Here is a 14166-nt window from a genome sequence, read left to right as displayed (position 1 = left end):
TGGAGACTGTAATACTGTTTAATCTGTGTTTAAGTATTAAAAAATATTTTGGATACTGAACGAGTTGAGTAATGTATTATAATATTGCGTGTGTAATATTATAGGGAACAAGAAACACTCTAAAAAAGTGGTATTAATTATTTTTAGGTGTTTCTTGTCCAGAATCTTGAACTGGAAGGAAGATTTAAACAAGCTTCCAAGTAATATGCACTGGAATAGAAGCTTTATAATCAACTACAGATCCTAATCCTTGAAAAATAAAATTTGTGTCATTACTATCATTTCGAGTGAAAATATAAACTTCATATTCACCATTTATTAAGTCTTGAATAGATTTTGTCTGGATTTGATGTGTAGTTTTTCCATACCAATATAGCATATCATCCTTTAGTACATTATTATAATCGTGACCAGTTCTACCAGCAGATCCGATATTTACAAAAATGAAAATACATTCATTATAAGTTGCGTAGCCTGTACTCCAAGTCCCACCAATTTTTTCAGGATTAGGTGCTTTTATCATTTTCTTTACCATTTTTCTACTATATAAACTTTTTTTTTCAAATTTATATTTCACAATACTCCTCCTTAAAATACAAATGTTGTCTTCTTAATGATAGTAACATTATATGATCAATTTGTTAAATGAAAAAATAGAGAAAAATGTACAAATATTATCTTTTATGTGATAAAATGTTAAATTGAAGAGGTGTATATTTATGAAAATTAATGCCGTAGATTTATTTTGTGGCGTGGGTGGATTGACGCACGGAGTTCAAAGGACTGGTATAAATGTTTTAGCTGGTTACGATATAGAAGAAGACTGTAAATTTGCTTATGAGAAGAATAATAACGCTAAATTCATTTTTAAGAATGTTAGAGACATTGAAGAAAATGAAATTAACAATTTGTTTCCAATAGATACAGATATAAAAATACTAATGGGGTGTGCTCCATGTCAGCCATTTTCTGCCTATAGTCATAGGTATAAAGAAAATGAATCAAGAAAAGAAAAGATGGATTTATTAGATTATTTTGGAAAACAGATCAAACTCGTCAAACCTGACATTGTATCTATGGAAAATGTTCCTCAATTGGTAAAAGAAGATGTTTTTGTTAAATTTATAGATATTTTAGAAGCGAACGATTACCAAGTTGATTACAAAGTAGTTTATGCACCTGAATATGGAGTTCCACAAAGTAGAAAACGACTTTTGTTGTTAGCATCAAAATTGGGTGAAATAAAATTAAATCCTCCAGAACGTACTAGAGAAAACTATCCTACTGTAAGGGAGGCTATTAGTGAATTGAAACCAATTCAAGCTGGAGAATCAGATCCAGATGATCCATTACACCGTGCAAGAAATCTTTCTGAACTAAACTTAACAAGAATTAAAAATTCAAAGCCAGGTGGTAGTTGGAAAGATTGGGATGAAAAATTATTGCCAGAGTGTTACAAGAAAAAAAGTGGTTCAAGTTATGGATCTGTGTATGGTAGATTAGAGTGGGACAAACCGTCGTCTACTATCACTACACAATTTGTTGGATATGGAAACGGTAGATTTGGTCATCCGGAACAAGATAGAGCATTGAGTCTACGTGAAGGAGCTATGTTGCAGACTTTTCCAGAAAATTATAAATTCTTTGATCCGGAGAAAGGTCCAATTAAAATTGTTAAAGCATCGATGCAAATTGGAAATGCTGTACCCGTTAAGTTAGGCGAAGTAATTGGGCAAAGTATATTAAATCATTTAGATATTTTATAAAAATAGTTATTTTTAATAGCTATTTTTTATGGAATGTTATGTCTGAACTTTCTTATAAAAAGTTTATTATTTTACTTTGGATTGAAGCTTTTTTATATTGTAAAAATTTTTACTAAATTGGTATTAATATATAATAATTGATTGGAGTAATTGGAATGAAACAAAAGGAATATTTAATTGATATTGATCCTAGAATTTTGGAACTATTAGGCCCACATTTGTATACAAATATTTATTACATACTAGGGGAATTAATAGCAAACGCTTATGATGCTGACGCTTCTAATGTATATATTATTGAAAAAGAAGATAGAATAATTGTAGAAGATGATGGAACTGGAATGTCTTATGAGGATAAAGATATTGAAAAATATTTACAAGTGGCTCATGAAAGCAGAAAAAGTAAAGATGATGATAAAACAAAACGCAATAAAAGAAGGAAAATGGGAAGAAAGGGGATAGGTAAATTAGCATCACTTTCTGTTTCAGAGAATGTAAATATAAAAACTATCAAAAACGGAGAAAAATCTGGTTTTATTTTAACTCAACATGTAGAAGATGATAGGAAGTTGGTAGCGATTGACGAAAGTACTATTACCTTTGAAAGAATAAAAAACAATGGTACTTCAATAGAAATGTTAAATCCAAGTTATTCTTTACCTAAAACACAACAAACTCTAAAAAATAACCTTCTGAAAATTTTTCCTTTAGTTGATGAAACATTTGTTATCCATTTAGTGAATGATGGAAAGAGTGATATGCTTCTAAAAGAATCACAGAATAGTTTAATAAAAGATTTAGGAGCTTTAGTAACATTTGGTGAAGAATTCAAAAAATTAAATAAGTATTTTAAGTCCAAACATTTAGAAAGTAATCCATCTTTACTAGAGAATAGAGAACCAGTTGTTATCGAAGTTGATTTATATGATAAGAAAAAAAATATAAAAAAAATGGATCTTAAAATAGAGGGATGGATAGGAATATATAAATCAACAAAAGATTCCAAACGTGATAAAAAAGATTTTTCAGATAATTTTATTTCTTTGTATGCTAATAAAAAATTAGGAGAATTTAATATACTACCATTAGTTGGTAAGAATGCTTTGAATGAGCTATATGTTGTAGGACAGTTACATGTAGACGGTTTTGAAGATACTGATTTTCCTGATATGGCTTTGAGCAACAGACAAGGGTATAAGGATGATGATGAAAGATACATAGCTGTTATTGATTATGTTAGGGAGAAACTATTACCTGATATGGTATCTAAAAGAAGAAAATTTTCTAAATTAGAAGGAAAAGAAAAAGACAAAAAAAGAGTAGAGAAGCAAAAAGCAATAGAGGATCAATTTAAAAAGGATATGAAAAATTTTAAAGATGAAACTTCTAAGAATGTAGTTGATAAGATAAAAAAGTTGTCCAATAATTCCTTAGAAACAAGACAAATAGAAGATATACTAAATAATGAGATTGATAAACAATCTGGAAATTTAAAATTGAAATCCAAAATAGAAAGTCAAAAGAAAAAAATATTAATAAGTCATACAAGAGACGATAAGGCATTTTCAGATATAATTTACAAAATGTTGCTACACAATGGGTTTCAAAAATCTGAAATCTTATATACTAGTTGTGATGATCAAATATCCAGAATTCCTGAAGACATGACAATATATGAGTATTTAAGAGACTTTTTTGTAGATAGTTTATCAGATGAAAAAATTTTTGTAGTATATGTAACTAGCGAAACTATGGGAAAATCGTGGGGAGCAGTAGCAGAGGTAGGAGCAGGTTGGCTAATAGAAGTTAATCATAAGATTTTTAATTTAAATTGTTTTGAACCTAAAAAACCATTAAATGCTGACAAAGAGTGGCAAAATACATTGAAATATGATGGAAATTTTTATATTGACAATATAAATTTTGATGGATTTTGTGATAAAATTGAAAATATTAGCATAGAGTTGGGAAGAACTCCCAAAAGTAGAAAGGAAAATAAGGAGGAGTTAGCAAAATATGCAAACGAAATAACCACAGATGAAGCAAGTAAAATAAAAGCTAAGCTAAGTTAAAGTTGAAATATATTATTGATAATTTGAGGATTAAAAAGTGTTTCTGCAACGATAGAGACACTTTTCGTACTTCAAAATATCCTAGTTAATATAGAAAAAAACTAAATTATGTTAAAAAAATTGAGGTGATAAAAATGGTTTCAAAAATATTACGCGCTATAAAAAAACCGATACCTGTTGAAGCCTACCAGGTAAATACTGATACTAGTGTAAATACTTTAGAAGGTGTGTTAGTAGCAAAAAAAGGAGACTGGATTCTGACTGGACCTAACGGTGATAAATGGCCAGTGAAAAATAAAATATTCAAAGAAACATATGATATATTACGCTGACTAATTCTCGTGATTATTGTCTTTTTCAGAGGGCTTGTTTATACCTACCCAATTGTTATTTTCTTTAGATATAATAGATTCTACTCTTTCTACAAAATAAGGGTATGAGTTTTCTTTATTTTCATAAATTCCTGCTTTATTTAAATACATGAATTTTTCATATTTTAAAGACTCACAAACTGTGCGATATTCTATCCAAACCTCATTGTATTTATTTAAGCTTACGATTCCTTCTGAAATAGTAATTACTATACTCAATAAACTAACTATTGCTTTTATCCATATTGACTCAATGTTTAAATTGATTAGGAAAGGTATTGAAGCTGATGTCAGTATGATTGCATATTTGATTCTTTTGTATTTCTTTTGGGAGTCATTACTTTTATTGTTGTACCAGGCAATTTGATGCTCAACTCTGTTATTCAAATATTCATTCTCATGCATAACGTTTAATTCCTTTCAAGTTATATATTATGATCATTATACTATATTATTGTTTTTAAGTGAACTTTATTTTAACCTTATTTTAGTTTTTAAATTCAAAAAATTTACTATTATTATGATAGGGAATAATGAAATTTGTAAAAAAATGTTATTTAATTTTTATAAACGATAATTATGTAAAAGTGTGTTGTTATGGAGTACAAGTATATAAATGATCTTAAAAACGTTTATATAAAAGAAGATGGAATTATGTACCCATCTTCTTTTTACTATACTTAACCTACTACAAATCCAATTTCCTAACCTCAAACCCAGTCTCAACCTTCTCAGCCCTAACCATCTCCATCACCAATTCATCCCCCAACTCAATCAACCGATTATAATCCTCATAAAAAGCATGAAACATCTGCGCCCGAGCATAATACTCCTTCACAATCCGTTTCTTATTAATCGGCCCAGACCGAAACTGAAAAAAATGATCCAAAATCGCCAAAGGCTCTTGCCAAGAAGCCATCTTCTCCATAAAATCCCGCAACTCAATAATATCCTGATACGTAACCGCCTTTAAATTCTGTCCTTGTTTATCCATTCTCCTGATCTCCTTCAAATAAGGTGGAGAAAAGCCAATAAGCGCCAAACGAAACCCAAGCCCAAATCCAACTTCTCCCACCAATTTTTTCACTAAATTTCTGGATTCAGTGACCGTTCTATCTGCACATTGACGAGGCAAACCCATAACCCAGCGCTACAAACGACTTTCAAAGCCTTGCTGTATTCATAACGCCTTCTCCCAGAGTAAAACAAAAAACGATACCGAACCTGTCAATACCGTCATCAATCAGCCAAACCAACCCCACAATTCACTCCTAAACCACCCTTAATCCCAAGAAATTAACAAAACCAACTAGAATTTCAAAAGAAAATTAGGTACAATAAAGAAGCTAGTGCTTCGGTGCTAGCAAATTGGCAACTTGTACAGAGGTGTAACGGATTTCTATACAAGGCTTCATCGTTCGGTTGCCGCCAAACGGTGAAGTGCCTTTTTGTTTTATCCAGTTTTTCATCGATTCTTAAAAATGTACCTCCCTTCAAAATTAGTTATAGGACAGAAAAAAACGGCATTGAGCAGATGCCCAATACCGTTGACAATAGTCTAATACCATATACACAACAACTAATCACACCCAGAAAAAACAAAGATTTCCTAGAAATCTCACCTCATTTTAGGTACAATAAAGAAGCTAGTACATGTTGCTAGCACTATTGGCAACTTGTTTGGACAGTTAACGGTGTCTTAACAAGGCTTCGATCGTAAGGTTGCCGCCGAACGATTGAAGTGCCAATTTTTATTTATATGTCTTGAATCGATCAACGATTCGAATTTCTATCCTACACATTTTATTATACCGAAAGACACCACCCACCGCAACGAAATTCGGCATTTCCACCCATTAAATAACACCAAAAACAGCTCCCTTATATATAAGATAAAATAACAAAAAAACTTTTTCCTCTTCAACCAATATTCACCCAAAAAAAACCGAACTCCAGCTATGAGAAAAAACTAATAGTTCAGCCCGATATTTTTGAATTATTTATTTAGCCATACTATAGTAAAAGTATAGGAGGTAAGATATAAATGAATAAAGTGCACAGAATTTCCCTGAATTATTTAGCCGTTTTGATGTTGGTGATTGCCAACTTTTTACCCGCCGCCAGTGTGTTTGCCGAAGGATTGACCAAACCAGATGAAAATACATTCGACTCAGAATCCTTATACATCAAAGCAGACACCAAGAAAAATGAAACGAACAACAAATTAGTCGACGTAAACTACGAAGTAACCAACAAAAGCGATCAACCAATCGATCACGTAGTTCTAGAACAAAAGAACCAAAATGACTCACCAGTAAAATTCGACGCAGCAACCCTAAAAAGCGACGACCAATTGGTGGCGTCTGACGATCAAACGATCCAGTTTGATCAAAAAGAAAACCAAGATGAGGGGACAGAACTAACCATCACCACGATCCAACCTCATACCACAAAACATCTGACAATAAGTGCCGAGCAAACAGATGAATCAATCCATCAGCTTGCTGTTGAAATAAATCAGGCAGACGAAAAAGTAGGGGAAATCACCCTAACACTGCCAAAGAACGAACAAGAAACGAGCAGTACATCAATACAAGAAAAAGAAGCTGACACAGAAGTAGCAGAATCTCAATCAGAAGAGCCAACAACTGCTGCACCCGAAGACTCAGCAGCAACGACCTCAAAAGAAAACAATCAAGCCGCACCGAGAGCCCAAGCAATCGGACCAAGAATTGCGCCAACGCCAGGCCGTGGCTTTGATAAACCAATTTATAAAAGCATCCACAAAGGAGAATTATTTTCTACAGGAAATACCAACTTAACCCCTGTAAACGAAGCGACAGCGAGCGCTTTTTTGAATACTAGAGCGCCACTTAGTGGTCAAGCAATTAATAATTTTCAGTTGAAATTTGCGGATGTCGATGGCGATCCAACGACCTATAACTCAAGTAAAGCCTACATCGATTTAGATGGTGCCAAAGAAGTCGCATGGGCAGGCTTATTTTGGAGTGCATCCCGTTTTAAAGGCCCAGCTACAGCGACGAATATGACCGATGATGAAATCAGCGCCCCTGTTCAATTAACCACGCCAAATGGAACAGTAACCCGTGTTGCCCCACAAAAATATCATCGAATTGACCAAGATGCTACCAATCCTGGGCAAGGTTTTGGGTTTAATAATACGGGCTTTTCTAACTTTGCCGATGTGACCTCGATCCTTCAAGGGGATAAAAGTGCGACTGGTGCATACACATTAGCAGATATTCCGATGACCGATTTCCTACAAGGCAAATTTCAAAGTTTCAACTTCAGTGGTTGGAGTTTATTTATCGTGACAAAAGACCAAGCCAAACAATCCCGTGCCTTCAATGTCTATTATGGCGCTAGAGGGAACAAAGCTGGAACCAACAATGAATTTGTCATGAAAGACTTTTTAACCTCTAAACAAGGAAAATTAAACCCAATCGTGACGTGGTTTACCGTTCAAGGCGATAAATTTTTCACAGGTGACAATGCTCAAATCCAAAATAGTGCAGGAACTTGGGTCAATATCAGCAATACAATCAACCCAGTCGGTAATGTTATGAACGGAACCGTTTCAGATAACGATCAACACATGGTGGATAAATATCCGGGCAAATTTAATCCTGGCTTTCCCAACTTTTTAGATATCGATGTCGATCGTTTGACCTTACCAGAAGGGATCATCACTAACAGTCAGAAACAAATTAACTTTAAAACAACCAGTAGCGGAGATGATTACTCAACCAATGCGATTGGATTTTCAATCAATGCGGAAACACCCGAACTTGAAGTCACCAAAGAAATTATAAATCCAAAAGAAACGTATAAAATCGGGGATACCGTAACCTATCGTGTCCATCTCAAAAATACCAAAGAAAACACAGAAGCGGTCAACAGTCTTTCTAAAGACCAATTAGATAGCCGTTTAGATTATGTACCCGACAGCTTATCCATCGTAAGTGGTCCAAATGCTGGCAATAAAACAGATGCCACAGGCGATGACCAAGGGGAATACACAGCAGCCGATCGTGCAATCACGTTTCGTGTAGGAGAGGGCGCCAACGGCACACAAGGCGGTAGCTACAAAGGAACGACCGCGGAAACAGTCTACGAATTTCAAGCAAAAATCAATGATACAGCCAAAGGAGAAGAACTGATTCCAAATAGTGCCACATTCCAAGGCGTAGATTCTGCCACAAATACGATGATCGAGAACACATCCAATATCGTAGAGGTAAAAATCGCCCCAGAAGAACTTGTCGGCAAACTAGAAAGCTCAAAAACAGTCAACAATCAATCGCCAAAAATCGGCGACGAAATAGAATACACGATTCAATTTAAAAATACCGTACCAAAGGGTATTTTAAACCAAGTCACCGTGACCGATACCTTACCAAAAGGGCTAACCTATATCGAAAACAGTATCACAAGCACAGGACCTGATCCTAAACCAACCACATTAACCGTTGTAAAGGACCAAGTAACCGCTGAATACCCAAAAATCGCCGATACCGAAACCCGTACCATTTCCTTTAAAGTTCGTGTCAATGAAGAAGCAGTAGTCGGACAACGGATCATCAATAAAGCAACGATCGATGATCACACGAATCCGCCAGATGAACCAGAAGTCCCAGTGACACCAATAGAAACACCGGGAGAATTAGAAAGTACCAAATCCGTCAACAATCAATCGCCGAAAATTGGGGATGAAGTCGAATATCGTTTATCTTTCCGTAACAAAATCACAAATGGTGTTTTAAACCAAGTCACAGTGACGGATACTTTACCAAAAGGCATGAGCTATGTAGACGGCAGTTTAACCAGCGAAGGCGCTGACCCGCAACCGACAAGTCTAACCATGACTGACGGAAAAGTCGTTGCAGAGTACCCAAAAATTCAAGATACAACAGTACGAACCATTGTCTTTAAAGTCAAAGTCAATGAAGAAGCTATTGTTGGGCAAAAAATCGTAAACAAGATAACTGTAGATGATCATGTCAATCCGCCCGATGAACCAGAAATTCCAGTCACACCTGTTGAAACACCTGGTCGCTTAGACGTCACAAAATCAGTCAATGATCAATCACCAAAAATTGGCGATGAGGTTGAATACCGCATTACCTTCAGAAATAAAATCACGAACGGTGTTTTAAACCAAGTTACTGTAACGGATACTTTACCAAAAGGCGTAACCTACGTAGAAGGTAGTTTGACCAGTGAAGGAGACGATCCAAAGCCAACAAGCTTAACCATGGAAAATGGTCAATTGACTGCTGAATACGGTATGATCAATGACACTAAAGTCCGTTCGATCGTTTTCAAAGTCAAGGTCAACGATGAAGCAAAAATTGGCGAAGCAATCGTCAATAAAGCCAAAATTGATGATCACACCAATCCGCCCGATAAACCCGAAGTGCCGATCGTGCCAGTCATCACACCAGGCGAATTGGAAAGTAGCAAATCAGTGAATAATCAAGCACCGAAAATCGGTGACGAAATTGAGTATCGCATTACCTTCCGTAATAAAATCACAAACGGTGTCCTAAACCAAGTCACCGTGACTGATACCTTACCAAAAGGCTTGACCTATGTAGACGGAAGTTTGACCAGTGAAGGCGCTGATCCACAGCCCACAAGCTTAACCATGGAAAATGGCAAACTTGTCGCTGAATATCCTGAAATCAAGGATACAACCATTCGAACGATTAGTTTCAAAGTCACCGTAAATGCGGAAGCGGTAGTCGGACAACCGATCGTCAATAAAGCGAAAATTGATGATCATACCAATCCGCCTGACGAACCAGAAGTGCCCGTCACACCCGTTGTCACACCGGGACAATTAGACGTAACGAAATCGGTCAATCATCAAGCACCAAAAATCGGAGATGAAATCGAATACCGTATTAGTTTCCGTAACAAAGTCACAAATGGTGTAATTGATCAAGTCACTGTGACCGACACCTTACCAAAAGGGTTGACCTATGTAGAAGGTAGCCTAACCAGTGAAGGCGCTGATCCGAAGCCAACGAGCTTGATCATGGAAAATGGCAAAATGACCGCTGAATACCCAAAAATCGACGACAATACCGTCCGCTCTGTTGTGTTCAAAGTCCGTGTGAACGAAGAAGCGGTAGTCGGACAACCAATCGTCAATCAAGCGATCATCGATGATCACACCAATCCACCAGATGAACCAGAAGTGCCCGTCACACCAGTCGAAACGCCCGGTGAATTAGAAAGTACTAAATCGGTAAATAACCAATCACCAAAAATCGGTGACGAAGTGGAATATCGCTTGTCTTTCCGTAATAAAATGACCAATGGCGTCTTAAACCAAGTGACCGTGACCGACAATTTACCAAAAGGCATGACCTATGTAGAAGGCAGCTTAACTAGCGAAGGTGCCGACCCACAGCCCACAAGTTTAACGATGGCGAATGGTAAAGTCATTGCGGAATACCCGAAAATCCAAGACACAACAGTACGAACGATTGTCTTTAAAGTCAAAGTCAACGAAGATGCCATCGTCGGGCAAAAAATCGTGAATAAAATCACCGTAGATGATCATGTCAATCCGCCCGATGAGCCTGAAATCCCAGTCGTCCCAGTTGAAATGCCTGGACAATTGGACGTGACAAAATCAGTAAACGATCAAGCACCAAAAATCGGTGATGAGATCGAATACCGTATTACCTTCCGCAACAACGTTACAAATGGTGTCATAAACCAAGTCACCGTGACCGACACGCTACCAAAAGGCGTAACGTACGTAGAAGGCAGTGTAACAAGCGAAGGCGATGATCCCAAACCGACAAGTTTAACGGTGGAAAATGGCAAACTAGTCGCTGAATACCCAAAAATCAGTGATAACAAAATCCGTTCGATTGTCTTTAAAGTTAAAGTAAACGAAGAGGCAGAAGTCGGCGAATCAATCGTAAACAAAGCTAAAATCGACGATCACACCAATCCACCGAATGAACCAGAAGTACCAGTCACACCAGTAGAAACACCGGGCGAACTAGAAAGTACGAAAACGGTGAACAATCAATCACCGAAAATCGGGGATGAAATCGAATATCGAATTCATTTCAACAATAAAATCCCTAATGGTGTTTTAAACCAAGTTACGGTCACAGATACTCTACCAAAAGGAGTAACGTACGTAGAAGGCAGCTTGACCAGTGAAGGCGCTGATCCCAAACCAATAAGCTTAACCATGAAAAACGGTCAGTTGGTCGCAGAATACCCGAAAATCACCGACACTAACATTCGTTCAATCGTGTTCAAAGTGACGGTCAACGAAGAAGCAGTAGTTGGTCAACCAATCATCAATAAAGCGAAAATCGATGATCACACGAATCCGCCAGATGAACCAGAAGTACCCGTGACACCAGAACAACCGCTAGGGAAACTAGAAAGCGAGAAAACAGTCAATAAAAAGACCGTTAAAATCGGTGAAGAGATTGAATATCGTATCAGTTTCCGCAATACAATAAAAAATGGTGTCTTAAACCAAGTCACAGTCACCGATAATCTACCAAAAGGGTTGACCTATGTAGAAAATAGTGTGAAAAGTGAAGGCGATGAGCCAAAACCAACACGTTTAACGGTAAAAGACGGAAAAGTAACCGCTGAATATCCAACAATCAGCGACAACAAAACACGTTCGATTGTCTTCAAAGTGAAAGTCAACAAAGAAGCCATCTCTGGGCAACCAATCATCAATAAAGCGAAAATCGATGATCACACGAACCCGCCAGATGAGCCAGAAGTACCAGTAACACCAGAACAACCTGTAGGAAAACTAGAAAGTAGCAAAACAGTTACTAAACAAAAAGTGGCAATTGGTGAAGAAGTAGAGTACCGTATCAGTTTCCGCAATACGGTAGAAAATAGCCTATTGAATCAAGTCACAGTCACAGACGACCTACCAAAAGGGTTGACCTATGTAGAAAACAGCGTGAAAAGTGAAGGGGACGAACCAAAACCAACAAGCTTAACGGTAAAAGATGGAAAAGTAATCGCTGAATACCCAACAATCAGCGACACGAAACCCCGTTCTATAGTGTTTAGAGTCAAAATCAATAAAGAAGCCGCTATAGGAAAACAAATCAAAAACATAGCGATCGTTGACGACCACATCAATCCACCAGATAAACCCGAAGTACCAGTCGTGCCAGAAAAAGAAGTTCCGAAAAAACCAGATCTTCCAAAGGCAGGAGAAGCATTATCGAATGCCGCGGTATTTATTGGGTTGGCAATGTTAGCAACGGTAATCTTGGTAAATGTGGAGCAGAAGAAAAAGGATAGAAAATGACAGTACAAATAAAATAAGAATAGAAAGCAGGAAAAACGTATAATTAAGTTTTTCCTGCTTTTTTCTTTGAAAGAGTAGTAGTTTTAGATCGTAATCAACTATTCTAGATGAGGATGAATCTGCGGAATGAAACTCTTTTTAGTACAATTTATAGAAACTAAATTTCAATCCTAATTCTTTATTTATAATTTTATTTTTCTTATTTGTCTGAACAAAAAAGACTTTAATCGTTTTATGTTCAATTTATTAAACCAGTGGTTGAGAGCCTATTATCTGTGTCTCAACTACTGACACTATATAGTGAGTAAAATGAGCAGCGAAACTATTCAGGAGTCAAAAGTAGAAGGTAGAAAATACGAGCATAAAAAAAGTAGCACAAAACGATGAAGTTTTACGCTACTTTTTTATATTTCTATTTAAAATAAACACACACACACTCAGGTGCATAAACATCTTTTTGGATCATTTCTAAAAGACCAGTTTCTTCATCACGGCGATAAAGCGTTACGTTATCTGTATTTTGATTCGCTGCAACCACAAATTTTTCTGTAGGATCTAAATCAAAGTCCCTTGGAATTTCGCCTTCGGTGGAAATCAATTGCACACGCTCTACCTTGCGTCCCTCTTCAGAAGTAGCAAAAACGGCAATTGAATCGTGTCCACGATTTGAGGCATAGACAAAACGACCATCTTCTGAAATACGAATCGCAGCACCGCCGTTAAATTCATTAAAACCATCAGGTAAAGTCGACACTTTTTGAATTTGTTCAAAGGAACCGTCTGCAGCATTATAAGCCAAAACAGTCACCGTACTATCTAATTCACCAAACAAATAAGCGACTTGATTATTCGGATGGAAAACCAAATGACGGGGGCCTGTTCCAGGTTCTGCAACATATTGAGCTACCTCAGATAATGTACCTTCCTCACTAACATCATACGTATACACACGATCCGTACCAAGATCACAAACAGCCAAACGGCGATCAGGAGTTAAATCCGTATAATGAACATGAGCATTGTCTTGGTTTTCATGGGGACCAGTCGCTTCATCATGTACGATTTTATCTGTATCCTCTAATTGTCCATCTGCTAAAATGCGATAAACATGAACAATACCTTGATGATAATTTGCACCAAAAACAAGTTGTTTTTCTTCATCAATCGCTACATAACATGGAGGAGCGCCAGCTTCGGTTACTTTATTGAGCAACTCAAAGTGTCCGTCGTTGTTTTTGTACGCTGCCATGCCCCCTTCACCATCAACAGAAGTAACATTGAATAGGTCCCCTTTTTGATCTGTAGCCAAGTATGTCGGGCTCGTTTCTTCTACTAATAAAGTTGCATTTGAAAGAGTTTCTTTCTCAGTATCTAATGTGATTTGGTAAATTCCTTTACTATCTCTACGTGTATAAGTCCCTAATAAAATTTGTTCAAGCATGAAATTCCCTCCAGTTTTTTACTGTTAATTGAAACGTAACAGCAATTGATTTTTCTTCTTTTAGTATACCATAAGAATTCATTTATTTATCAAATCTTTATAAATCCAATGTTCGCATTTTCACTTGATTTATGCTATTATATTTTAAGACTGTAACGACAGTCATTTTTAATTT

Annotated in this window: 8 protein-coding genes; 4 read left to right on the top strand and 4 right to left on the bottom strand. The window is 36.5% G+C overall.

The window, feature by feature from the left end:
- Positions 1–184 precede the first annotated feature (184 nt).
- Positions 185–577 carry a DUF3427 domain-containing protein gene (locus tag IGJ34_RS10310; RefSeq protein WP_430597401.1) on the bottom strand — a complete coding sequence of 131 codons (393 nt, stop codon included), beginning with the start codon at positions 575–577 and terminating at the stop codon, positions 185–187.
- A gap of 142 nt (positions 578–719) precedes the next feature.
- On the opposite strand from IGJ34_RS10310, the gene IGJ34_RS10305 reads away from it, so the two are divergent.
- The 3 genes from IGJ34_RS10305 to IGJ34_RS10295 all read left to right on the top strand — a co-directional run bounded on the left by IGJ34_RS10305 (position 720) and on the right by IGJ34_RS10295 (position 4170).
- A complete protein-coding gene (locus IGJ34_RS10305; RefSeq protein ID WP_430597400.1) occupies positions 720–1766 on the top strand; it encodes a DNA cytosine methyltransferase in 1047 nt (348 codons plus the stop codon).
- A gap of 155 nt (positions 1767–1921) precedes the next feature.
- On the top strand, positions 1922–3838 hold the full coding sequence (locus tag IGJ34_RS10300) for an ATP-binding protein (protein WP_430597399.1): 1917 nt from the start codon (positions 1922–1924) through the stop codon (positions 3836–3838).
- A 134-nt stretch (positions 3839–3972) separates the two neighbouring features.
- Positions 3973–4170, top strand: coding sequence for a hypothetical protein (locus IGJ34_RS10295; protein WP_430597398.1), 198 nt, complete (start codon positions 3973–3975; stop codon positions 4168–4170).
- Here the strand turns inward: IGJ34_RS10295 and IGJ34_RS10290 are convergent, their stop codons facing one another.
- Positions 4171–4614 (bottom strand): DUF4231 domain-containing protein, encoded by a 444-nt coding sequence (locus IGJ34_RS10290; protein ID WP_430597397.1) that lies wholly within the window; start codon positions 4612–4614, stop codon positions 4171–4173. It lies immediately after the preceding gene.
- 283 nt (positions 4615–4897) lie between these two features.
- The gene (locus IGJ34_RS10285) at positions 4898–5203 is read right to left on the bottom strand and encodes a hypothetical protein (protein WP_430597396.1); all 306 of its coding nucleotides are present in this window, start codon (positions 5201–5203) and stop codon (positions 4898–4900) included.
- Between the two features lie 1050 nt (positions 5204–6253).
- Between IGJ34_RS10285 and IGJ34_RS10280 the strand changes: the two genes are divergently transcribed.
- The gene (locus tag IGJ34_RS10280) at positions 6254–12550 is read left to right on the top strand and encodes an isopeptide-forming domain-containing fimbrial protein (protein WP_430597395.1); all 6297 of its coding nucleotides are present in this window, start codon (positions 6254–6256) and stop codon (positions 12548–12550) included.
- A gap of 412 nt (positions 12551–12962) precedes the next feature.
- Here IGJ34_RS10280 and IGJ34_RS10275 read toward each other — a convergent pair whose 3' ends face one another.
- A complete protein-coding gene (locus IGJ34_RS10275) occupies positions 12963–13991 on the bottom strand; it encodes a lactonase family protein (protein ID WP_111247335.1) in 1029 nt (342 codons plus the stop codon).
- Between the last annotated feature and the right edge of the window lie 175 nt (positions 13992–14166).

The sequence above is a fragment of the Enterococcus sp. AZ177 genome (genome assembly GCF_050544585.1).
Taxonomy (GTDB): Bacteria; Bacillota; Bacilli; order Lactobacillales; family Enterococcaceae; genus Enterococcus_L; species Enterococcus_L plantarum.
This window is presented reverse-complemented; position numbering and strand designations above follow the sequence as displayed.

Excerpts from the sequence above, each read along its gene's own strand:
- IGJ34_RS10305 (WP_430597400.1), top strand. The coding sequence starts at position 720 with ATGAAAATTAATGCCGTAGATTTATTTTGTGGCGTGGGTGGATTGACG.
- IGJ34_RS10300 (WP_430597399.1), top strand. The coding sequence starts at position 1,922 with ATGAAACAAAAGGAATATTTAATTGATATTGATCCTAGAATTTTGGAA.
- IGJ34_RS10295 (WP_430597398.1), top strand. The coding sequence starts at position 3,973 with ATGGTTTCAAAAATATTACGCGCTATAAAAAAACCGATACCTGTTGAA.
- IGJ34_RS10290 (WP_430597397.1), bottom strand. The coding sequence starts at position 4,614 with ATGCATGAGAATGAATATTTGAATAACAGAGTTGAGCATCAAATTGCC.
- IGJ34_RS10285 (WP_430597396.1), bottom strand. The coding sequence starts at position 5,203 with ATGGATAAACAAGGACAGAATTTAAAGGCGGTTACGTATCAGGATATT.
- IGJ34_RS10280 (WP_430597395.1), top strand. The coding sequence starts at position 6,254 with ATGAATAAAGTGCACAGAATTTCCCTGAATTATTTAGCCGTTTTGATG.
- IGJ34_RS10275 (WP_111247335.1), bottom strand. The coding sequence starts at position 13,991 with ATGCTTGAACAAATTTTATTAGGGACTTATACACGTAGAGATAGTAAA.